We start from the raw sequence: 22758 nt of genomic DNA on the forward strand, positions 1-22758 counted from the left end.
GTATTAACCAATCCAGGTTTCGTGTGTATAGGCCATTTCCCAAAAAGCGTATTCCATCTCACTGCTGATAACAAAAGCGGTGATCATAGCTGCTTGTTCTTGTGGTGAACTTTCTTCATATAATTGGTCTAACAGTTGACGTTCCTCTTGGACGTGTTGGTACGCTTCCTCCCCAGCATAGGTTTCAATCCAACGTTGGTACAGTGGTTCTGGTGAGTGTTGTTTGACTAACTGTGCACCAATTTCTTGATAGAGCCAAGAACAAGGCAACATACTTGCTGCGGCCGTCTTAGGCGTTCCTTCAATAAGTTGGCGATACATATGAGAAACATAGTGATACGCGGTTGGTGCAATCGGTGTCGCTGCAACTTCTTCTTCCGTAATCGCTAGTTCTTCAAAAAAAGTTTCACGAATAGCTAATTCGCCCAACGCGAGATTTTCCGCATTTGTTAAGAGTAATTTTTTCAATCGAGGTTGTTGCGTTTGTGCCGCAATCAAGCGATAAAGTTGACTAAAATGTTTTAAATAGTAATGATCTTGAATTAAATAGTAGCGAAAAATCATTGGACTCAAGGTTCCTTCATGTAACTCTGTGATAAAAGGATGCTGAAAACTCCCTTGCCAAGAAGCTTGCGCTTGTTCTTTGGCTTGTTCTGTAAATGTCATAGGTTTCTCCTTTACGTTAGAAAAATAAACAAATTGGTAAAAATGATGATCAAAATAGCAAGCCCAAGACTGACTTTTGCTGACACAAAATGCTCTTTTCGACTTCTAGTGGCTCCTTCTTCATAGCCATGGGCAGACATTGCTTCCGTATATTTATCTCGCCAAGAAACAGCAACGAGCAGTGTTTTAACATAAAGCATCGGCGACCAAAAATGAAACGTTTTGCCACGGAGTAGGCTTGCTTCTTTTAAATCATTAATTTCTCTTTTCACTTCCGGTAAGGCGTGAACCACCACTAAAATTCCATAAACAAAGTTTGGTGCTAGCCCCTTTTGTTCCAATAACAACAATAATTCTTCAAAATCAACGCCTACAGCAAAAGCTAGTCCTAAACCGGCAAAGGCATACGTTCGACTAAACAAAAGCCAGGCTTGTTGACTACTCGTACCATGCAAATAAATAGACCAAAACGTCCCGATTGCTGGTAAAAGTGGCAAGAAAAATAACCAAAGCAGTAAGCGGGATTTTCGCTGGCCTATTAAAAAAATGACACAACCCATAAAAACCGCCAAATTTGCTAAAATTGACTGAGAAAAAGATAATTCAAAGGTCAAAATAAGAATCAAAGAAGCATAAATTGCTGCATTTGTTTGCTTTATTTGCATGTGGTTCCCTCCTGCCAGATAATCAGTTGTTGCTGCAGCAATTCTATTCGGTAATTGCTCACGCCAGAGAGAGGTTCTAGCCGATGCGTGACGATTAGAAAATCTTGTTGCGCACTTTTTTCTTTGATCCATTCAACAAAATAATTGCATGCTCGCTCATCTAATCCAGCAAAAGGTTCATCTAAAAGTAAACAGTCCAAATCTAAGCTCAGCAAACTAATTAATTGCACCATCTTTTTTTGCCCTTCACTTAGTTGAAAAACACTGTGCTCTAGTTTTTCTTTTAAACCTAAAAAAGTTAAGGCTTCCTCTTGTTTTCTTCTTTTTTCTGCTGTCATGTTCTGACCAAACAAAAGCTCTTCTCGTAAAGTCAACGTGACAAACTGACGATTGGCTTGTTGCACCGCTAATGTCATGTGTTGATACAATTTTTTTGAAGCCCGCAAGCGGCGGCCTGCCAAGAACATTTTCCCTTGATATTTTTGTCTCTGAACGATGGCTTTTAATAAGGTGGATTTTCCCGCCCCATTTGGCCCCGTCAACGTGGTAATTCCTTTAAACAAAAGCGCTTCTTTTTCTTCAAGTAGCACTCGTTTTCCCTGAGACAAACGAAAATTTTTCAATTGGAGCATTGGTTGTTTTACCACAGAAGTTGTAAGCTGAAATGTCTGCGGTTTTGTTTTGATAAACGTCAACGGTTGTTTTTCAAACTGGCCGTTTTTCAACGTGACGACTTGGTCCACAACATCAGCGTAATCGTTGAAATCGTGGTCGCACACCAAAATCGTTTTGCCTGCTTGATGGAGTCTTGCTAAAATTTGAATAAATTGTTTTCGAGAGGTTGGATCAATACTTGCAAAAGGTTCATCTAATAAAAGAATATCTGGGTTCATTGCTAGCAGAACTGTCAACGCCGCTTTTTGTTTTTCACCACCAGATAACGTCGCTAATTCTCGTGTGAATAAGGTTTGAGTCTGAACAAGTTGAAGCGCTGTTTGGATTTTTCGGTTCATTTCTTCAGGCGAGATTCCTAAATTTTCTAAAGCAAAAATCAGTTCTCGTTCCAAGGTTTTCATTGTAAATTGTTGACTGGGGTTTTGAAACAGCATGCCAATTTTTTGCGTCTTTTCACGAGTTGATAATTGTCGGCGTTCCATTCCTTCAATCAAAATTTCTCCTTGGTAATCAAGCGGAGCAAATCCGGCAATCAATCGTAAGAGCGTTGATTTTCCACTACCACTATCGCCAATTAATAAGGAAAACGTTCCTTGAGGAATTGCTAAATTTGTCTTTTCAAACAAGGGTTGTTCTCGTGAAAAGGACACAGCTTTTAATTGGATACTATTCATTTTGCCTTCACAGCTAACCCTTGCGCAGACTGATACATTCGTAAAATAACCTTCGTTAAGAAAATACCAAAGAAACAAATAGAAACGAATCGAACGCTAATTAAAGCAATGTTCATCCCCAGACCGTAATTGCCATAACCAAACTTAAAGTATTCATACACATAACTAAAAATAGTCGTCCCAATCGCACTATAAAATAACGTTAGTGTATCGTACCGTTTGTAGCGTGTCACAAAAAAGCCACTTTCACTACCTAGGCCTTGAATCACACCAGAAATTAATACACTAGGTCCGAAATACGAACCATAAAGCATTTCTGCCAAAGCGGCTAAAACTTCCGCCAAAACAGCACTTCCCGCTCGTGGAATCAGCATCGCTGCAATTGGTGCCACCATGGTCCACATTCCAAATAAAAGCTCATTGGCAAATGGACTCAGGCCTAATGGTAACAGCGCAGCATTCAATAACGCATAGAGGAACCCTGCCCCCATAAAAACACCGCCAAACAAAAAGGCTAAAAAAGCGAGTAAGACGACTTGTTGCAATGACCATTTTTTCAATAAAAAAACTCCTTTCTCTTAACAAAAAGCAAAAGGAGTGACTTAAATAAACCCTGATAAAAGAAAACACACTCATCCTAGGACAGAATGAGTGCGTGAAAAATCAAAGTAAATCGGCATTTCCCTGCGACAGTACTAACTGCATCAGGTTCAATGGGTATCATCTCAGCCATAACAGCACCCCAAATGTTTTTTATTAAAATGTACTTTTACTATAGCATAGAATAACTATAAAAACTAGTCTTGGCACTTTTTTTCTTTCATCAAAAGCTGAAGAAATCAAACAATTTTGTAAGATAACTGTTAGGCAAATAAATGGTTGGTTTTTCTGGACTTTGTTATATTGTTCTTTATGAAAGAGAGGCGTTTATACTATGGGTAAAACATTAACTGGCTTTCATTTGAAAGTCATTGGGGTTATTTCAATGGTCTTTGACCATCTATTGCAATTTTTTAGTTTTTTAGGCGTGCCTGGTTGGTTCGGATGGATTGGACGAATTGCTGCACCTATTTTCTTATTTGAAAGTTCTGAAGGCTTCATTCACACAAGCAATCGGCGAAAATACATGTTCCGGTTATTGTTAGGCTTCTGGATTATGGGGATTCTGAACGGCATTTTAAATGCGTATTTTTCAACAGGTGGCTTAATTATCAATAATATTTTTGGGACGTTATTTTTAGGTACGGTCTACATGCAGTCTATGGACTATTTTAAACAAAAACAAATTGGTAAAGGGCTTCTTTGGTTTATTGTGCCTTTATTAATCAGTGCTCTACCTCTCGTTGTTTTTAGTTCTCCAGACATATTAAGCAACCCTGCTATCTTAATTGGTTTCCAACTTTTCAATCTGATTGTGCCATCACTAATGATGACAGAAGGTGGGTTTTTATTTGTTCTCTTGGCCGTGGCTTTTTATTTATTCCATGGCAAAAAGTGGTTACAAATTTCAGCAATTGGCGTTGTTGCGTTGATTTCAGCAGCCAGCTATAATTTCCAAGAACTATTCGGGGTGAACCACCAATGGATGATGATTTTAGCAGCGATTCCAATTGTTCTTTATAATGGTGAAAAAGGCCGTGGCATGCGGAATTTCTTTTATATTTTCTATCCAGCTCACATTGCTATTTTTGCAATTATTAGTTTCTTCATGCAACGTTAATTATTTTCTGCTTGACGATTGCCTAAAAACTGTTTACAATGCAACATGTAAACAAATCGTACAGATAACACGCAAGTTGCGTGTCGAGAGAGAGGCGGTTTCTATTCTTATAGAAACTGCTTCTATTTTTTTACGAAAAAATGAAAACTATAGAGGTGATTAAATGGAACAAAAAAACGTACGATTATTCCCTGCCGTTTTAGCGACAGGAATTATGTCTTTTGCTGGCGTATTAATTGAAACAGCAATGAATGTAACCTTTCCGACATTAACAAAGGAATTTGGTGTTTCCACCGGTACCGTGCAGTGGGTGACAACGATTTATTTATTAGTTATTTCTATCATGGTGCCCTTATCCAATTATTTATTAAAAACCTATTCGTTAAGACGCTTATTTATTGTTGCGAATCTTTTCTTTTTGATTGGTTTAGCGATTGATGTCTATTCGCCATCTTTCAGTATCTTGTTATTAGGCCGACTCTTCCAAGGGGCTAGCACTGGGATTGCTTTGCCACTGATGTTTCATATTATTTTGAACTTTACCCCGCTGGAAAAACGGGGAACGATGATGGGGGTAGGCACATTGACCACTTCAATTGCTCCAGCCATTGGTCCAACGTATGGTGGAATTTTAACATCTTCCCTATCTTGGCACGCCATCTTTTTATTCTTAATTCCTGTTTTACTGCTTTCTTTGTTTATGGGATTATCTGCTATTCCAGAAATACCTGTTAAAAAAACCACCACTCTTGATTTGGTTAGTTTAATTGGTATTGCCCTGTTATTTAGTGGTTTGTTGATGTTTTTAAGTAAAATTGGTACATTGTTTGGCTGGCTTTCACTTCTGGCAGCCGTTATTGGCTTTGTTATTTTTTATAAACGAGCAACGACCGCTGAACAGCCACTAGTACGTTTGACAATTTTAAAAAATCCCGCCTTTGTTTTATTTTTATGTGGCTTTTTAGTTTGTCAATTCTTATTGTTAGGTATTTCCTTTGTCTTACCAAACTTTGTTCAAATCGTCCTTGGAAAAAATGCGTTTGTAGCTGGGCTAGTCATGCTGCCAGGTGCTACAGTTGGGGCCATTTTGGCACCACTTTCTGGACGAGTGTTGGATCAATACGGCGCTAAAAAACCTATATTATTTGGCTTAAGTTTGGCGACAATCGGTTGGCTAGCTTTAACAATTTTACTAGAGATGCCTGTTTTATTAGGATTCGTCGCTGGACATGTTACCTATATGATTGGTCTAGGTTTTGCATACAGTAATATGATGACGACTGGTATGAGCTTGTTAGAGGAGAAAGATTTTGGCGACGGCAATACGTTATTTAATACACTTCAACAATTTTCTGGCGCTATTGCGACGGCCATTGTAGCGACGATTATTAATATCGCTCAAGACCACGCAGATAATTTTGCTCAGGGGACAACGATGGGCTCACTCATTTCTCTGATTTTCTTGCTAACCTTATTAGTGATTGTTTTGATTGCTTGCTGGAATTATTTCCGCAAAAAAGCTTAAAAAAAAGCAGCTGGTCAGTTCCATAGTGACCAGCTGCTTTTTTTAGTTTTCTAAAGATAGTTGTTTTTTTATGCTTCTTGCTTCCGAATATAAAGTACGAACAAGACAGCAATTAGCACGATAAAACCACCAAAAATCGGTGTATATGTTACTGATAAATGATCTGTGACCATCCCACCTGTCATTGAGCCAACGGTAATCCCAATATTAAAGGCTGCAATATTAAAAGCTGAGGCCAAAGTGATATCTTCTGGAACATACTTTTCCGCTAATTCTACAACATATAGTTGTAAACCAGGTACATTCATAAAGGCAAATAGACCCAACATCAAACTTCCTAATAAGCCTAGAAGACTGTTATCCATTAAAACAGTAATGAATAAAAAGACTAAGGACAGAATTAATAAGCTAAACATTTTTACTAACGAATCTAAAGGTTTTTTATTTGCCCAGTGACCACCTACTGTATTGCCAATTGCGACCATTACGCCATAAACAACTAAAATAATCACTACCGCATTGGCTGAAAAGCCTAAATTTTCCAATAACGGTGACAAGTACGTATATGCAGCAAACGTTCCACCATAACCAAAAGCAGTAATTAGAAAAGAGAAAACGAGGGGTTTGTTCGTAAAAATCCGCGTGATTCCTTTTAAGTCAACCTTCCCTGGTATCGGTAAATTTTTGGGAACTAAAAAATAACTAGCAATCAGTCCCACCAAGCCAATACTGGCTATAAAAAGAAAGGACATATGCCAAGCTGTTTGTTGCCCAATAAACGTCCCTAAAGGTACGCCAGTCACTGTTGCAACCGTTAACCCCGTAAACATAATAGCAATGGCACTGGCTCGACGTGATGGCGGCACAACATCTGCGGCGATGACAGTCGAAACAGACATGAAAATGCCATGCGCCAATGCAGAAAGTATCCGCCCTACTAATAAAATAATAAACGTTGGCGCAAACGCAGCAATTAAATTCCCACTAATGAAAAGAAGCATAATCCCCAGCATTAATGAGCGACGATTCCATTTTCCTGTCAAAATTGTTAATAACGGCGCCCCAATCGTCACACCTAAAGCGTACAAAGAAACAGTCAAACCTGCTTGGGAAAGACTAATATGAAAACTTTTAACAATCATTGGTAATAAACCCACACTAATAAATTCTGTTGAACCGATTGCGAAAGCATTGATAGCTAATGCAAAGAGCGTTAAATTTGGTGAAATTTTCTTTTCCATTCTCTTCCTCCTAAAAAACATTTGAATTTCAACAAAAATTACTATATACTAAGATTGAAATTTTGATAAGTACCTACTTTTTTGTATCATAGGTACCTTTTAGTAACTTTTGTTTATTATCAACCTATTAAGGAGGAATGTTTTTTGGAAACTCGTACATATGCGATTGGTGTCGAAGCAACGATGGATGTTATTGGCGGTAAATGGAAACCAATTATTCTGTGTAATTTACGGCACGGCGCCATGCGCCCCAGCGATTTAAAACGCGGTATTACTGGCATTAGTCAAAAAATGCTGACACAACAATTACGGGAACTCGAAGAAGACAACATTATCGAGCGGAAAGTTTACAACCAAGTTCCACCAAAAGTCGAATATTATTTAAGCGATTATGGTCAAAGCCTCTCTGCTGTCTTAGATAACTTATGTAATTGGGGAGAATCCCACGTGGCTCATTTGCAAGAACAAGGCCAAGAAATTTATTTAAAATGTGAAGATTAGTGAACAAAACGTTTATAAACTATATCAAAAAAGAGCTTTAAGCTATTTAAGAGCCTGGGGAAAAATCTAAAATGATTTTTCCCCAGGCTCTTCTTATGCTTTAATAACTTGAATATCTTGCGTTAATTGGGCCCAATGATTAGTAGGTCCGTGACCATGTCCAACAGAAATTGCTTGGCTAATGGCCCCTTGTATAAACTGTTTGCCAATCACAATCGCCGCTTCTAACGGCGTACCTTTTGCTAATTCGGCTGCGATACACGCTGAAAAAGTATCTCCTGTTCCATGAGTATTTTTCGTTACAATTCGTGGTGCACTTAGCCAAAAGCTCGAACCGTCTTCCATTAACACATAATCAGCCGCTTGTTGATTTGTGCTATGTCCGCCTTTCATAATAATATTTTTTGTGCCCAATTGCTGTAATTTTTTTGCTGCGGTCTGCATTTCTTGTTCTGTCTTGATGGTCGTCTCTAGTAAAACTTCCGCTTCTGGTAAATTAGGTGTCACGACCGTTGCTAATGGCAACAGTTGCTCTTTAATTGTTTGAACTGCCTCGGCTTCTAACAAATGATGTCCACCTTTAGCCACCATTACAGGATCGACAATCAACGGACCAAAATCAACTTTCTGCAAATTGCGAACAACAGCTTCGACACGCTCACTATCTGCTAACATCCCCGTTTTCGCTGCCCCAATTTTAAAATCAGCCGCCAGTGATTGAAATTGTGCATCAATAAATGAACTAGGAATCGGTAAGCTATCTTGCACGCCATACGTATTTTGTGCCGTCAATGCAATGACAATATTTAAGCCAAATGCCTGCCGTGCTTGAAATGTTTTTAAATCTGCTTGCATGCCAGCTCCCCCACCAGAATCAGAACCAGCAATCGTGACTACTTGTGGGGTCAAATTATATTCGGTCATTTTCTCGCCTCCAACATTCGCTCCGTTACACGCATCAACCCTTGAACTTTCTCGGTTATCTGTTCAGCCAGCATAATTTCACTGACCAGTGAAACACCAGCCACTCCCGTTCCCATAAGTTGTTCTATATTTTCTTCTTTGATTCCACCAATCGCTACAACAGGAATCGTGACTGCTGCGGCAATTTCAGAAAGTGTCTGCAAAGAAGTTAACGGACTGTCCTTAGTCGTTGTGGGGAAAATTGCGCCCACGCCTAAATAATCGGCGCCCTCGTTTTCCGCTTCAACTCCTCGTGCCACCGTTTTGGCTGAAACACCTACGATTTTTGTGGACCCAACCAGTTTTCGCACAAGAGCAACCGGTAATTCATCATCCCCTATATGCACACCTGCCGCATCCACTGCCAAGCAAATATCGACACGATCATTAATAATCAACGGAATCTGATACGCATCTGTTACCGCTTTAACTTTCACTGCTAATTCGTAAAAGCGCCGTGTTGACACTTCCTTTTCACGCAGTTGGACCAATGTCACTCCACTGCGACAAGCAGTTTCAATTCGTTTTAAAAATTCAGTATCACTAAAATCATACCGGCCTGTCACCAAATAAACTTTCAATTGCTCTCTCATAGCACTCGTCCTTTCACCGCCTCAAACCAATCCTTCTCCTTCATTAAAAGAGATAACTGATTTAACGTATTTTGGCGAAAATCGGCCAGCCCTTGGCTCTTAGTCTTGGCTTTTTCTCCGCAAAGATTAAAATAGCTCACTGCGGCTACTGCCGCAGTCATTGGCGCGTTGCCTTCACCTAATAAAGCGGCAACTAACGCGCCGACTAAATCGCCCGTGCCAGTGAAACAATCCAACTCAGGAACGCCATTTTGTAAGACAATCACTTGCTCTTGACTAACCAAAACATCTTGAATCCCTGTTGCTAAAAATACCGTCTGGGGAAACTTTTGCGTTTGTTCACGTAAAGCCTGAATCAGTTCCTCAATTGCTTCTTCACTTTGATCCAAAGGGCTGCCATCTACTCCTCGACCATGACTCACCAACTGGCAAAAAGTCCGCATTTCTGAAAGATTCCCTTTCACAACGGTTGGCTGATTGTGCACCAGCTTTTCCCCGACTTCATTGCGAATATCACTAGCGCCATAACCAACTAAATCGACTACGGTCGGTTTATTCACTTGCCGAGCATAATCACTAGCTGCTAACAAGCTCTGCTCTCGTTCTTGTGATAAATGGCCTAAATTCAAAACCAAGGCACTGGTTTGCTGAAACAACTGCGGAAATTCCCGGGGATCATCTGCCATAATAGGCTTAGCATCAATATAAAGTAATGCATTCGCCATAGACTCACACGTAATTTCATTCGTAATGCACTGAATTAATGGTGCCGTTGTCAGTGGAAAAATCGTTTCAAACTTAACGCTTGTTTTCATAAAAGTACCCTCCCAAAAATAATTCCTGTGTTTGTTTAAATACCCGAGTTTCTTTCAGTTTTACTAAGACAAGCCAAGCAATCACTGAACCAATCAGTGTGGCACCAATAAATCGTGGTGTATAAATGAACCAATAAAAATTCTGCTTACTGCCAGTAAACCAAACCATTACAGGATAGGACAATAACGAGCCAATGATGCCTGTCCCAAAAATTTCTCCTAGCATCGACCAGCCTAATTTTTGTCCCCATTGATAAAATAAACCAGCAAAAAACGCGCCAAAGACGGCACCTGTTAACGCTAATGGCGGAATACCTAAGAACGTCATACGGATTAAGCCGCAGACAAGTGCCATGAGCGTTCCGTAAAGAGGACCTAATAAAACTCCGGCAATAATGTTCATGACACTGGACATAGGGGCCATTCCCTCAATTCTCATTAACGGCGATAATACGACGTCCATCGCAATCATTAAAGCTAGTAACGTAACTCTGTGGATTCGATTTTTTTCCACGTAAAAAAACTCCTTTCTGCGAGAAGCAAAAGGAGGCGCGACTGAAAAAGACAGAAAAACCCAACCACAAATAAACGTAGTTGGGTGCAATAATCGGTCAAAATTTCAAGACATTTCCCTGCGCCAGTCCTAACTGTTTCAGGTTCCATGGGTATAATCTCAGCTAATAGCACCCCAAATGTTTCTCTTCAATTGGCTTTAGTATAGCATAGTTTTTTGGAAGCGACTACTAAAATTGCCAAAGAGTTTTCCCACAAAAACAGAAAAAACGTCATGCCCAAAAAGTTCGATTTTTTGGGCATGACGTTTTTCATACTTTCGTTTGTCTTATTTTTTAGAATCCTGGCATTCCTTTGGTGTATTTACCTAAAGTTGCTTCGGTTTCTTTTTCAATTTTTACTAACGCGTCGTTGACAGCCATAATGACTAAATCTTGTAACATATCAACGTCTTCAGGATCAACCACGTCTTCTTTAATGGTCAAATCTTTCATTGTGCGATCACCAGTAAATGTCGCTGTCACAAGTTGATTGGTGGCTTCACCGATAAATTCTTTTTCATTTAGCGCTTCCTGCGCTTTGGCCATTTCTTTTTGCATTTTTTGTACTTGTTTCATCATGCCTTGCATGTTGCCCATTCCTCGCATCATAATTCCTCGACTCCTTCGTATTAATCATCTAGTACTTCGACAAGCTCTTCACCAAACATAGCGATTGCTTCATCTACTACTGGATTTTCTTGTGAATGTTCATTTGTTACAGGCGGTTCGTCCGCTAGACGAGCCATTTCATTTTCAGGTTCAGAATGATTCAAACTGCCCTGATTTTGGTTAATAAAACTTTGTCTTAGTTTTGGCCAGCTTTCTCTAGTAATACAGACCATCTCTGGTGTATAGTCCATCAAACGGCTTAAATTATTATTGAAAGCTAACTGCATCTCTTCATCGTCTGTTGCACGAGCACAAACAATCTCATAGTCAAATGCCACCACGATGCCCTTAGGACTCGCTGCGACAGGTTCACTAGCCTTTAGCATCGCTCGTTGAGTCACAGATAATGTTTGCAGTAAGTCTTCCCAGACATTTTTCACATTCATTAAATGTGTTCTAGTCGCTTCGTTTAAGACTTGATATACCCGTTCTGTGGGTACACGGAACGAACTTTTTGGCGCTTGTGGTCGTGCTTGTTGACGTGGCGCATCTGCTTCTTTGGCAGCTACACCGTGTTTCTTTAATTCAGCCAGTTCTTTCTTCAGTTGCCCGATTTGATTTTGTAAATCTGCTAATTCTGGATTTCCCTCTGCACTACCATCTTGATTAGCTGTTTCTGGCGTGTTGTGTTTATTGGGTTGCACCGTTTTAGCTAATTTGACAGTGGCTACTTCCAGATAGATATTCGCATTGTTGGTAAAGCGGATCTCATTTTGTGTGTCACTTAAAATTTGGATTAGTTGGTAGATTTTTTCAGCAGGTGTTTGTGTAGCTAGTTCCTTAAATGCTTCTGTCAAAGTTCCTGCTTTTTCTGCTAATAACTTCGGTGCTTGCTGATACATCAGCAAATCTCGACAATATAATAACAAATCTTCTAAGAAACGGCGCGCTTCTTTGCCTTCGCCTAAAATACTTTCCAAGCCTTCTAATGCTCGTTCAACATCACCGGCGACACAACACTGAATATAATGATCCATCATTTCATAGGTTAGGCTGCCTGTCACTTGCATTGCATCTTCCAGTGTTACTTTTTCATCACTAAATGAAATCGTTTGATCCAAGATACTCAAGGCATCTCGCATCCCACCTTCCGCAGCACGCCCAATCACATAAAGGGCTTGTTCCTCATAATCGAGAGCCATTTCCTGCATGATATGGGCCATATGATCGACGATATCTTGCGTACTAATTCGCTTAAAATCAAAGCGTTGCGTCCGTGAGATAATCGTTAACGGAATCTTGTGTGGTTCAGTCGTTGCTAAGATAAAAATAACATTTTGTGGCGGTTCTTCCAAGGTTTTTAAAAGTGCATTGAACGCGCCTGTTGATAGCATATGAACTTCATCAATAATATAAACTTTGTACTCGGCTTGTGTCGGTGCATACTTTGCTTTATCACGAATATCACGGATTTCTTCCACGCCATTATTACTCGCCGCATCAATTTCAATGACATCATTTAAACGACCTTCCGTAATGGCTACACAGGTTTCACAAACATTACAAGGTTCACCATCTTGACTATGTTTACAGTTAATCGCTTTAGCGAAAATTTTTGCGGCACTGGTTTTACCTGTACCACGAGGGCCAGTAAATAAATAGGCATGAGATGTTTTCTTTTGCACTATCGCATTTTTCAGTGTCTGAGTAATTGCTTTTTGTCCTACTACGTCATCGAAACGTTGTGAACGCCAGACCCGATAAAGTGCTTGATAAGCCATTTTTTACCCTCCCTTATTTTTCATTCTTATCTATTATACGTGATTTTTAGTCATTCGGCATCTTTTTTCTTTTAATGAGTCACTGGCGCAACCATTGCTAAAAAAGCCGCTTTTCCTTCACTTGTTTCTGCAAACGCACTGGCTTCTTTTAATCGCTGTTGATACGCTGAAGCGACAGTTTCAAGTGCCTGCGTTTTCTGATTGCTCCAAGTCGTTAAACCTTGGACTTCTGCTAACGTTAACGAAGGCTTTGCTTGAGGTCGACTAAAAATTAAGTCCATGACATATAAAAGTTCTTTTCGTCGGGCAACGATTTGTATCTCATCCGTTGGCAGTTTCAGCGTTTGCCATTGCTCAAAAATATCATTTGCGGCTTGGGCAACTTCTGACGCATTCGGTCCCTCTAGGCGAAATGTTGCAACTGGCCAATTCACCATTCCTGCGTTGATTAAAGGATAGTTAGCTAACTCAACATATTCTGAAATGCTCGCTTCGGCTAATGGAAATTGTTGCAAACCCGTTTGATAATAGACATGCTCATTTTGTTCAAAGACAGCATCAATCCCAGCAAAATAATGAGGAAAGACCTCAACAATTTTCAACAATTGCTGAAAAGTCTTAACTGAACGTTTCGCTGCCTGATGTTTTTCAAACGCAATCACACCTTGTTGCTGATATTGTGCCTGTTTTACAAAGGAAAACCCCCAGCTTTCGCCATCTAAGTTCATTCGAATCACTCGATGGTTCGTAGTCGCAGGAAATTGCTGACTTCCCTGGTAGCCTTCTGTTGCCATGCACCATTCACAGCGGGGATAGTTTTGTGCAGAGAGCGTTGCTTTTGGCGCCTCACTGTGGACCTTATTTGCTAAAAAATCACCATAGACTGTTGAAAAAACAACAGGTTTTTCCTGTTCAATGACCGTACCGTTTTTTTGACAAAGTTGGTAAAAATACTCGGTAGCCTCTTGTGGCTCTTTAGCATAATGTTGTGCAAAAAAAGCATTAACCACAGAAGGTGGCGGTGTTAACAAATCCATCAATTGCACCATGAACTGTTCTTTTTGTTGCTCTGTTTTTACAAGTTGGTTGGCACTCGCAATTTGACACAATTGTTCCGCCAAATCAGCGGCGGGTGTTGCCACAGGCCGTATGTCTACTTCGCCTAATTCTTGTTCACCAATCATTGATAATAAACGGTTCTGAAGATATAAGCGATCCAATTCCATCCAACCACCTGCTTGAATAGCAAGTGTGGTAAAATCGGCAATCATTTGACTCGTGGTCATCGATTCATTCCTCCTATTACTTTTCTTGATATCCATGTGGATGAGCTTGGTGCCATTGCCAAGCGGTGGCGATAATGTCCTTGACCTCAGTTACTTCTGGTTGCCAGCCTAAAACTCGTTTGGCTTTTTCACTAGAAGCAATTAATGTACTAGGATCCCCTGCTCGGCGTGGCGCGATTGTCGCAGGGATTTCTTGACCTGTTACTTCGCGAGCAGCATCTAACATTTCTTTAACAGAATAGCCGTTGTTGCTACCCAGGTTAAAGACGTCACTTTCGCCGCCATTTTTCAAGTATTCTAAAGCCAAAATATGTGCTGCAATCAAGTCTTCAATATAAACATAATCTCGAATGCACGTGCCATCTGGTGTATCATAATCATCCCCAAAAATACTTAGCTCTGCTCGTTGGCCTAATGCCACTTGTAAAATAATTGGCACAATATGCGTTTCTGGCGTGTGATCCTCACCAATTGAGGCATCTTTTTTTGCTCCCGCAACATTAAAATAACGCAAAGCAACATATTTCATTCCATAAGCGTTGTCGCACCATTTCATGATTTTTTCCATCATTAATTTACTTTCCCCATACGGGTTTTTAGGATTCGTTGGGGTTTCTTCTGTAATAGGCATTGCTTTTGGTTCGCCATAAGTGGCCGCTGTGGAAGAAAAAACAATGTGTTTCACTCCGAATTCTTGCATAACTTCCAAGGCAATTTGAGTGCCGTGAACATTGTTATTGAAATACATTAACGGTTGCTCCACGGATTCTCCTACTAAAGAATTGGCCGCAAAGTGCAACACCCCTTCAATTGATTCCTTTTCAAAGACACTACGTAAAAAAGCTTTATCACGAATATCGCCTTCATAGAAAGTCGCTTGTTCATGAACTGCTGAACGATGCCCCGTTAATAAATTATCAACAACCACAACGGCATATCCTTTTGAAATTAATTGATCAACGGCATGTGAGCCGATGTAGCCTGCGCCACCTAATACTAAAATAGACATAAATACGCTCCTTTTACTCCCTAATTTCTTTTTCTATTGTACCATTAAATAAGGTTTACTTCTGAATTATTTCATTTTGTAAACAGGATTTAATTTGGCCATTTCTCCTTATTCATTTTTCCTATAAAAATACAGAAAAGACTTGGTAAATTTTAACAAATCTCTAAATTAGTCGTAGAGTTTATGAAAAATCATTGTAACTATTGGATTTTTTTGCTTTTTTCCGTCATAATAGAAACAAATACAATTTGAAAGAAGGAATGAACGATGAAAAAATTTGTATCAGGTATGTTAGTCGGTACTGCTATCACAGTTGCTGCTTTAGCCGGTGTGGCTACAACTATTAAAAAAACAGTCATTGATCCAATTGAAGAAAAAGAAGATATGATTGAAGAAAACCGTAAAAAAGCGATGCGTAAACGTATTGCACGTTAAAAAATAGCTGTGACGTTGAGATAAAAAATCTAACGCCAAGAAATCAACAGAAGCGCTTCTGGCTCTGTTGATTCTCTTAAGCATAACAAGTGGTCATCCATCGCTTTGATGGATGACCACTTGTTATGCTTTCTTTTTTACCAAAGGAGCTGACTATTTTTCTTAACTATTAAAAATAGTAGCAGCAATCCGATCCATATCGCGCATATTCCAAGGATCCACACCAGGACGAGCTGCAGCGGCTGTTAACCAATGAATACCTTCTGTTGGAATACCACAACTAAAAAGGCCTGTCGCCACCTGTCCATCTTTTGTGATGACTTGATTCGTGGCAGGCACAATCAAGAGTGCACCTGTTTTGACTATTTGACCATCGGCTAATGCTAGTTGATGGAGCGTAGCTAGCTTATCGGCTAACAACTGCCTCGTTAAAGGATTCAAACTTTTTTCATTATTGACTTTGGGAATGCGCGCTTCAATTAAAAAGTGACTATTATACCGATTTTCCGGAAACAAATTAGCATAAGTAATAAATTGACCCGCTTTCATTTCGACACGCATTTCTGGCCCCAGAATCGTGACTAATCCCAGTTCAACTAACGCCTGTAGCTCTTCTGTTCTTTCAACAGAAGGTCCCACTGACAAAAAGGTATTCAACGGGGTAAACCAATGCCACAACCACTTTTGACTCTCGTCATTCGTTAATAACCCTTCATCCAAAACAAAGCGAATCTGATCTCTTAAATCTTTTAAACTGTCTAAAGCAGTGGTCAAAGGACCGCTAAGATTGCCTTTCTCTGCTTCTTGAATATCCCATTTTAAATACTCTAGTAAAAACGAACGAAAACTTTCATGAGTGGTTTTCTTTGTTTCAGGATGTTCTAACGCTTGCCAATCAAACCAATCTTGTTTTTCAAAGTGGGCTAGGCTTTCCGGCGCTCCCTTGGTTTGAATAAACAGCTGTTGAAAGGCCTCTTTAGAAAGATGCGGATATTTTTCTTCGATTAAGCAAGTGTAATACACATATTCCACTTCTTTTTTTAAATACCCAAAAAACTCTGCGCCTGTAACCTGTCCTTTTTTACGACATTCAGCTAAATACGTTTCGGTTAAAAAAACAGGCTGATAGGCTTCCCCGTAGCCTTTTTGATTAATCCCTCGAGGATGAGAAGGAAAACCGCGACCAGAACCAGCAATAATAATAGGCTCTCTTCCAGAAGTTTCATAACGTAAACGGCCATTTTGACGAGAAAAAACACCCCCGCGGCCAATCGTCAAGGCAGATAAATAGTCAAAAAATGCCAAACCTAAGCCTTTTAACACAACGGGTTGTTTTGCAGGTATATTGGCAAGTGCCAATAAAGCATCCGCCGCATTTTTAGGAGAAGAATAAAACAAACGATGCTCCTTGGCGTAGTCCGCCAGCTCTTGTTCAACAGTCGTTAATTCATTTTCTTGGTGACCCAAAGCTAAAATTACTTTGTCTGCCGTAAACTCAATGGATTGAGTATACACATAATAGTTATCCTCTCCTGCCCGCACAGCAGTTACTGGCTCTTTAAAAAACGTCAGCGATGTTTGTTCGTTACACCTCGTGGCTAAATACGTATAAAACCATTTTTGGTACATGCCATAAAAAGCCCTCGAGCAGTGATCATTCGGTCCAAGGCGATGACATTCTTTCAACAACTCAAGATAATTATAGGGTTGTTGCTGTTGAATGTACTGCGCAGCTTCTGTTTGGGTCCATTCATAGAGAGTGGGGCCCTTGACAATTGGTCCTTCGCCACTAAAAGATTCATCTGTAAATAAAGTGACTTGACTAATCACGGTGTTCATTAATAAATAATTAGGTTGCTCTGCTCGCCAAATTTTCCCACCTGGACCGTATGGATCAAACAACGTGAGCTGAACATTTATTTCCGTTTTACGAGCCCATTCAATGACTCGTTCTGCAGCTGATAAGCCTCTGGGTCCAGCACCTACAATTGCAATTTTCATCCAATCACCTACTCTATTTTTCTAATAATTCTTTTAAGACAACCGCTTGATTATGCACTGTATCTTTCGCCCCATAGACCAGCGTGACTACTGGCTGATTTTTTACAATCGTCTGTAACTGCTTAAACGCTGTGGCAGTTGGCTCATGTTTCAATTCTTCTTGGTATTTTTGTTTAAACTCGGGATATTTATTTACTTCATGATTAAACCATTTCCGTAGCTCTGTACTTGGGGCCACTTCTTTGAGCCATTCATCTAACTTTTCAGATTCCTTGGATTTTCCTCGTGGCCAAATACGGTCAACTAAAACACGGTAGCCATCTTGCTCTGTCGGTGCTTCATATGCTCGCTTGATTTGAATCATCTGCCTTCACCTCTTCTCTTTATTGTAGCTCAAAAAGTGAGGACTGACAAAAAGCAACATCTCTATTAAGCTTTCCTATACAAAAAGAGTTGGTCTCAATGAAGACCAACTCTTTTTGTTATTAACTATTTCTCTTTTTCACTTTCCCAGTCCAGCCATCATAGCCGCCTTTTAAAATATAAATATCAGTATAGCCATTTTTGCGTAATAAATTAGCTGCTCGGATACTTAAAGCTTTCTTCTGATCATAAAGATAAACAGGTTGATCCTTACGAAGAGAACCAATTGTTGTTTTTAACATGCTGTATGGCATGCTGCGCGCCCCTAAAATATGCCCAGCATCAAATGTATCTTTCTCACGAACATCAATCACTTGTGCTTTACGCATTGTTTCTTTAAATTCTTCTTCCGTCAGCATTTTTGCTGAACGTTTCACCATAATTTTCAAATATAATTCATTGAATACCATCGCTAGTACAATAACTAGCAAAATGCCATTGATTACCCATAAAATACTCATTCTAAAAAGCCCTCTCTATTTCTCTTTTGAAAATTGTAATGCTAGTGAAGCGGCACCAATGACGCCGGCCTCATTACCTAGCTCTGCTAATTTGATTTTTGTACTATTTCGAACTTGCGGGAAGGTAAATTCTTGGAAATATTTTTCGACACGACTACGTAAAAATTCTCCTGCTGCAGAAACACCTCCACCGATAACCACGCTATCTGGATTTAACGTGTTGCCTAAGTTTCCTGTGGCTAAGCCTAAATAGAAGCAAACACGATCCACAACCATTAAAGCAAAATGATCGCCTTTTTCGGCAAATTCAAAAACGTCTTTACTTGAAACATCCTGTCCATCATCAATCGCTTGTTTCAGTTCAGAGTCACCTGCAAACTCTTCTGATAAATGACGTGCAACACGAACGACACCAGTGGCACTAGAAACAGTTTCTAAACAGCCACGTTTCCCACAGGTACAGTCAAAGCCGTTAGGATCAACCGTCACATGCCCAACTTCACCAGCGCAGCCAGCAACACCGTGGAGCAATTCTCCCGCTGCAACAATGCCTCCGCCGACACCTGTTCCTAAAGTAATAAAAATCACGTCGGGATTGTTTTCCCCCGCGCCTTTCCAACGCTCACCTAAAGCGGCAACATTGGCATCATTATCTAAGGCAAACGGAATTCCTAAAGCAGATTCGATTTGTTCTTTGACAGGCTGTACAGTCGTCCAGTTTAAATTATAGGCACCTACAACAGTTCCTTTTTCAATGTCGACACTTCCTGGTGTTCCCATACCAATTCCCACAAAATCTTCTTTTTTCATATTATAAAGATCTATACGGTGACGAATACTTTCAATAATTGATGGCACAATATGCTTGCCATCTTCTAAAATATTCGTTTCAATACTCCATTTTTGTTGAACAACGCCATCGGTTGTTAAAATAGCAAATTTGATGGTCGTTCCACCTAAATCAATCCCAATAATCTTCTTATCCATTTAGTCGATTCCTTTCTGCTTCCCTCTAGATTCTTCTATTCGATGCTCTCTTTGCAAAATATGCCGGGCCTGTAAATACGTATCTCGGTCTACCAATTGACCTTCATACAATTTTTTTAATTCAATCATCATTAACTCAATATCATAAATCCGTGCACCGACATAAATATACATCCCAAACTGTTTAAAAAGTTGTTGTACATCATATAACGTTTCCATACGAAAACACTTCCTTATTATACAGGTAAACCGTATTTTTTAAAACCCAATAACAGACAAATTACGACAAGAAAAATAAAAATTAACGTGGCCATAATTCGCTCGTGCTTATTAAATGCTTCTTCACGATTTGGAACAGCAAAAGCCGTCGCTACTAATAGTCCACCAATTAGACCGCCAACATGACCCATCATATCTACAGAGCTACTAAACAAGTTAAATAACAAATTAATCACAATAAACATTGAATAGCGTTGCACCATATACATAATCGCTGGATTGTCTCTAAAATGGCGTCCTAAAATAACAAATGCGCCGAACAAACCAAAAAGCGCTGTACTAGCACCCGCTGAGACACTGTTGGGTGTCCCAAAGGCAAAACTGGCGATATTTCCAGCAATCCCACTCAATAAATAAATTCCCAAATAGCGCCAATGCCCATAAATTGCCTCAACCTGTGCGCCGATATAATAAAGAGTAACCATATTCAAAATAATATGCATAAATCCAATGTGAAGAAACATTGGCGTGATAAACCGCCAGTATTCATGATTTTGAGCTACCAGTGGACGAACCATTGCTCCCCAATTAACTAAGTTTAAAATATTTTCTGATCCTCCAGTTAATTCCAATCCAAGGAAAACAATGATTGAAATACCTAAAAGGGCATACGTAATGAACGGCTGATTTTTTAGCCGTTTCAATTTCATTTCTGTTTGATAATTCATTCCATTCCTCCTATTGTATAAATAATTGTTCGATTGGCTGATCAAACGCTTCTGGTTGCCATTGCTCATGGAGTTGTTCACTAAAAACTAAACTACATGAATGGCCCGAAAAATGTTCCAAATAACGATCATAAAAACCACCGCCGAAGCCTATTCGATAGCCAGCACGATTGAAAACAATCCCTGGCACAATCAATAAATCAATCGCTGTAGCTGTTATTTCTGCCGCTGTTAACGGAGGTTCTTCCACGCCAAATGCACTGGTATCATAAACCGTCTCTGGAAAGACTTGATAAAAGTGCATTTTGCCTCCTTTAAATGTTCGCGGCACCGCCACTTGCTTGCCCTCTTGCATGGCCCGTTCGAAAATTGGCTGTGTTGATAATTCTAGCGGTAACGACCGAATCATTCCGATTGTTTGTGCTTGTTGCCATTGCTGACTAGCAAACAACTGTTCATAGAGACTTGATTCTTTATGTTGTTTAATTTCTGGATGTTGTTTTAGCCATTCCAGGGCAGTTAAGCCCACTTTTCTCAACTTGTTTTTCTCCATGTACACCTTCAACCCCTTTTCTGTTAAGTTTATAGAAAGTGTTCTTAAAAAACAAGCTGATTCCCCTTTTCTCTTTGAAAAATCCCGTTATTTTTCTAACGTTTTTGACGCTTCTTTAAAAAAGTCAACAACCAAATCCATTGTTTCTCCTTTCACTAAATGCCGCTCACCGATTTCCGTTATAAATTGCGTATTTCTCGCATACGTTTTCCCAGACACTAATTGTTCAAAATCAGCCATGTCTTCATAGGGAATTTTTTCATCTTCCGTTCCATGCCAAAACAGCATCGGTCGTTCTTGTAGTCTTTCTGGCGTTTGTGATAAATCGTATTGATGCACCCAACTTAGCAACAGTGGCAAGTCTTTAGGTACAAAAATAGCAAATTCTTTCGCCCGTTGAATCACTCGCTGAATATAGCGCGCCGGATAGGGTGTTCCCATTAAGCAAGCAGCAGCTTGAATCTCAGGATGTTGGGTCATAAGAGCGCTAGTAGTAATACCGCCCATGGATACACCACCTACGCCAATCCAATTTTCTTTAATCAACCCTAATTTATGAAAATGATGGATAATTACTGGAAATTCAATTAAATTATATTGAATGCTACTCCAAAATGTAATCGAAGGAATCGTGGAAATAGGTCCTGTTTTTCTTTCTCCATGGTTCATGGCATCTGGTAAAATGACCCGAAACCCCTCGTGTGCTAATTTTCTTGCTTGTGTTAAAGATAATTCTTTAGCTGATTGCCAACCATGATAGTAAACAATTAAAGGTAATGCTTCGTTTTTTTGCTCTTCTGTTGTCACTTCTAATGCTGGAATTTTTGCTATGTAGCGATGTCTAATACTGATTTTCATTCATGATTCCTCCATTATAAAATATCTTCTCTTATTTTACCGTTTTTTGATAAAACCTGCTCTTTATATGATTTATCAAAAAAATCACAAAATATGCGAATTCGCATTTTCCTATTTTATTACTTTCCGTTATAATCATTTTATTAAATACAAAGGGGTGTTTTTATGGTTAAAATTGAGGAAAAAGGTAAAGTAACATTTGGACAAGCTTTTAAAGATTATTTTCGTGGATATGTTGATTTTAAAGGTCGGACCACACGTGCTGGTTATTGGTGGATGACATTGGTATTAAGCATTTTAGCACTTATTTTTTATATTGTCATTGTCGGCAAAGCCGTGTCAGCAATTTTAGCAGCTGAATATTTTGAAACCTATGATTTTGGAAACTTATTACCGTTAATGCTTTTTGCACTTGTTTTATGGTTAGCTTTATTATTACCAACGTGGGCAATGTGTGTACGTCGTTATCGTGATGCTGGGATGACAGGTTGGGGCGTGCTTGTTTTATATCTACTTTCTATTGCCTGTAGCTATACACAAGTTTTCTCTGTTATGTCAACACTGAAATATGATGTTCAAACAGATACTGTGATAACAGGTGGCAGTCCCGTCTTCTTATTTTTCACTCTTGTGATTAGTCTGTTTTTCTTCTTACTAACAGTCTTACCGACAGATAAACTAACAACAACTAGCCAAAATAGCGTCTTACGCTTCTTCTTCCGTTACAAAGAAGTGAAGTAAGGAAAAGTTTTAAGCCTTTCTTTTAAAAGAAGGGCTTTTTTCTTATTTTAAAATCTTTATGATAAAATAAGAACT

Annotated in this window: 26 protein-coding genes and 2 riboswitches; of the genes, 5 read left to right on the forward strand and 21 right to left on the reverse strand. The window is 39.4% G+C overall.

Annotation, left to right across the window (positions count from 1 at the left end; genetic code table 11):
• Positions 1–3: 3 nt before the first annotated feature.
• The 4 genes from tenA to IGK27_RS10695 are packed head-to-tail and all read right to left on the reverse strand — an operon-like array spanning position 4 to position 3240.
• Positions 4–666, reverse strand: a complete 663-nt coding sequence (gene tenA, locus IGK27_RS10680; RefSeq protein WP_002372337.1) for a thiaminase II — start codon at positions 664–666, stop codon at positions 4–6.
• 11 nt (positions 667–677) lie between these two features.
• The gene (locus tag IGK27_RS10685; RefSeq protein ID WP_002362491.1) at positions 678–1331 is read right to left on the reverse strand and encodes a CbiQ family ECF transporter T component; all 654 of its coding nucleotides are present in this window, start codon (positions 1329–1331) and stop codon (positions 678–680) included.
• Positions 1322–2680, reverse strand: a complete 1359-nt coding sequence (locus IGK27_RS10690) for an ABC transporter ATP-binding protein (RefSeq protein ID WP_002378643.1) — start codon at positions 2678–2680, stop codon at positions 1322–1324. Before IGK27_RS10690 ends, IGK27_RS10685 begins: the two co-directional genes overlap by 10 nt.
• On the reverse strand, positions 2677–3240 hold the full coding sequence (locus IGK27_RS10695; protein ID WP_002359429.1) for an ECF transporter S component: 564 nt from the start codon (positions 3238–3240) through the stop codon (positions 2677–2679). The genes IGK27_RS10690 and IGK27_RS10695 overlap by 4 nt, the downstream gene beginning before the upstream one ends.
• A gap of 104 nt (positions 3241–3344) precedes the next feature.
• Positions 3345–3435: riboswitch (TPP riboswitch) on the reverse strand.
• 179 nt (positions 3436–3614) lie between these two features.
• Between IGK27_RS10695 and IGK27_RS10700 the strand changes: the two genes are divergently transcribed.
• Positions 3615–4400, forward strand: coding sequence for a TraX family protein (locus IGK27_RS10700; protein WP_002362333.1), 786 nt, complete (start codon positions 3615–3617; stop codon positions 4398–4400).
• A gap of 163 nt (positions 4401–4563) precedes the next feature.
• Positions 4564–5925, forward strand: a complete 1362-nt coding sequence (locus tag IGK27_RS10705) for an MFS transporter (protein WP_002362334.1) — start codon at positions 4564–4566, stop codon at positions 5923–5925.
• A 68-nt stretch (positions 5926–5993) separates the two neighbouring features.
• Here the strand turns inward: IGK27_RS10705 and IGK27_RS10710 are convergent, their stop codons facing one another.
• Positions 5994–7166: an MFS transporter gene (locus tag IGK27_RS10710; RefSeq protein ID WP_002378645.1), complete on the reverse strand. Its 1173-nt coding sequence runs from the start codon at positions 7164–7166 to the stop codon at positions 5994–5996.
• A 144-nt stretch (positions 7167–7310) separates the two neighbouring features.
• Here IGK27_RS10710 and IGK27_RS10715 point away from each other — a divergent pair, with 144 nt between their 5' ends.
• A complete protein-coding gene (locus tag IGK27_RS10715) occupies positions 7311–7667 on the forward strand; it encodes a winged helix-turn-helix transcriptional regulator (protein ID WP_002356348.1) in 357 nt (118 codons plus the stop codon).
• A gap of 93 nt (positions 7668–7760) precedes the next feature.
• On the opposite strand, the gene thiD is transcribed toward IGK27_RS10715, so the two are convergent.
• The 8 genes from thiD to galE form a co-directional block, all read right to left on the reverse strand.
• Positions 7761–8591 carry a bifunctional hydroxymethylpyrimidine kinase/phosphomethylpyrimidine kinase gene (gene thiD / locus IGK27_RS10720; protein ID WP_002362487.1) on the reverse strand — a complete coding sequence of 277 codons (831 nt, stop codon included), beginning with the start codon at positions 8589–8591 and terminating at the stop codon, positions 7761–7763.
• Positions 8588–9223, reverse strand: coding sequence for a thiamine phosphate synthase (gene thiE / locus IGK27_RS10725; RefSeq protein WP_002368794.1), 636 nt, complete (start codon positions 9221–9223; stop codon positions 8588–8590). Before thiE ends, thiD begins: the two co-directional genes overlap by 4 nt.
• Positions 9220–10038 (reverse strand): hydroxyethylthiazole kinase, encoded by an 819-nt coding sequence (locus IGK27_RS10730; protein ID WP_002378646.1) that lies wholly within the window; start codon positions 10036–10038, stop codon positions 9220–9222. The genes thiE and IGK27_RS10730 overlap by 4 nt, the downstream gene beginning before the upstream one ends.
• Positions 10022–10510: an energy coupling factor transporter S component ThiW gene (gene thiW, locus IGK27_RS10735; protein ID WP_002356342.1), complete on the reverse strand. Its 489-nt coding sequence runs from the start codon at positions 10508–10510 to the stop codon at positions 10022–10024. Before thiW ends, IGK27_RS10730 begins: the two co-directional genes overlap by 17 nt.
• Positions 10511–10650: 140 nt before the next feature.
• Positions 10651–10739, reverse strand: a riboswitch (TPP riboswitch).
• Positions 10740–10886: 147 nt separating this feature from the next.
• On the reverse strand, positions 10887–11201 hold the full coding sequence (locus IGK27_RS10740; protein WP_002382484.1) for a YbaB/EbfC family nucleoid-associated protein: 315 nt from the start codon (positions 11199–11201) through the stop codon (positions 10887–10889).
• Positions 11202–11221: 20 nt separating this feature from the next.
• Entirely contained in the window at positions 11222–12982 is a 1761-nt protein-coding gene (gene dnaX / locus IGK27_RS10745) for a DNA polymerase III subunit gamma/tau (RefSeq protein ID WP_002356340.1), read from the reverse strand.
• Positions 12983–13053: 71 nt separating this feature from the next.
• Positions 13054–14304: a UDP-glucose--hexose-1-phosphate uridylyltransferase gene (locus IGK27_RS10750; protein WP_002378648.1), complete on the reverse strand. Its 1251-nt coding sequence runs from the start codon at positions 14302–14304 to the stop codon at positions 13054–13056.
• Positions 14285–15277, reverse strand: coding sequence for a UDP-glucose 4-epimerase GalE (galE, locus tag IGK27_RS10755; RefSeq protein WP_002378649.1), 993 nt, complete (start codon positions 15275–15277; stop codon positions 14285–14287). Before galE ends, IGK27_RS10750 begins: the two co-directional genes overlap by 20 nt.
• A gap of 267 nt (positions 15278–15544) precedes the next feature.
• On the opposite strand from galE, the gene IGK27_RS10760 reads away from it, so the two are divergent.
• The gene (locus tag IGK27_RS10760) at positions 15545–15712 is read left to right on the forward strand and encodes a DUF3042 family protein (RefSeq protein ID WP_002356337.1); all 168 of its coding nucleotides are present in this window, start codon (positions 15545–15547) and stop codon (positions 15710–15712) included.
• 162 nt (positions 15713–15874) lie between these two features.
• Here IGK27_RS10760 and IGK27_RS10765 read toward each other — a convergent pair whose 3' ends face one another.
• From IGK27_RS10765 to IGK27_RS10800, 8 genes are all read right to left on the reverse strand, one after another.
• Complete coding sequence (locus IGK27_RS10765; protein ID WP_002378650.1) at positions 15875–17713, reverse strand: FAD/NAD(P)-binding protein; 1839 nt, start codon at positions 17711–17713, stop codon at positions 15875–15877.
• A 13-nt stretch (positions 17714–17726) separates the two neighbouring features.
• A complete protein-coding gene (locus IGK27_RS10770; RefSeq protein ID WP_002365077.1) occupies positions 17727–18077 on the reverse strand; it encodes a DUF488 domain-containing protein in 351 nt (116 codons plus the stop codon).
• Between the two features lie 121 nt (positions 18078–18198).
• Positions 18199–18597 carry a rhodanese-like domain-containing protein gene (locus tag IGK27_RS10775; protein ID WP_002356334.1) on the reverse strand — a complete coding sequence of 133 codons (399 nt, stop codon included), beginning with the start codon at positions 18595–18597 and terminating at the stop codon, positions 18199–18201.
• A 15-nt stretch (positions 18598–18612) separates the two neighbouring features.
• Positions 18613–19584: an ROK family glucokinase gene (locus tag IGK27_RS10780; protein WP_002356333.1), complete on the reverse strand. Its 972-nt coding sequence runs from the start codon at positions 19582–19584 to the stop codon at positions 18613–18615.
• Positions 19585–19803: a YqgQ family protein gene (locus tag IGK27_RS10785; RefSeq protein WP_002356332.1), complete on the reverse strand. Its 219-nt coding sequence runs from the start codon at positions 19801–19803 to the stop codon at positions 19585–19587. It abuts the gene before it with no gap.
• Positions 19804–19820: 17 nt separating this feature from the next.
• Positions 19821–20531 carry a rhomboid family intramembrane serine protease gene (locus tag IGK27_RS10790; RefSeq protein WP_002362481.1) on the reverse strand — a complete coding sequence of 237 codons (711 nt, stop codon included), beginning with the start codon at positions 20529–20531 and terminating at the stop codon, positions 19821–19823.
• Between the two features lie 10 nt (positions 20532–20541).
• The gene (locus IGK27_RS10795; protein WP_002394065.1) at positions 20542–21084 is read right to left on the reverse strand and encodes a 5-formyltetrahydrofolate cyclo-ligase; all 543 of its coding nucleotides are present in this window, start codon (positions 21082–21084) and stop codon (positions 20542–20544) included.
• Between the two features lie 87 nt (positions 21085–21171).
• A complete protein-coding gene (locus IGK27_RS10800) occupies positions 21172–21942 on the reverse strand; it encodes an alpha/beta fold hydrolase (RefSeq protein WP_002356329.1) in 771 nt (256 codons plus the stop codon).
• 165 nt (positions 21943–22107) lie between these two features.
• Here IGK27_RS10800 and IGK27_RS10805 point away from each other — a divergent pair, with 165 nt between their 5' ends.
• Positions 22108–22683, forward strand: coding sequence for a DUF805 domain-containing protein (locus IGK27_RS10805; protein ID WP_002378653.1), 576 nt, complete (start codon positions 22108–22110; stop codon positions 22681–22683).
• Positions 22684–22758: the final 75 nt, after the last annotated feature.

It is taken from the genome of Enterococcus sp. DIV0236, from assembly GCF_050558525.1.
In the GTDB taxonomy this organism is placed as follows: Bacteria; Bacillota; Bacilli; order Lactobacillales; family Enterococcaceae; genus Enterococcus; species Enterococcus faecalis.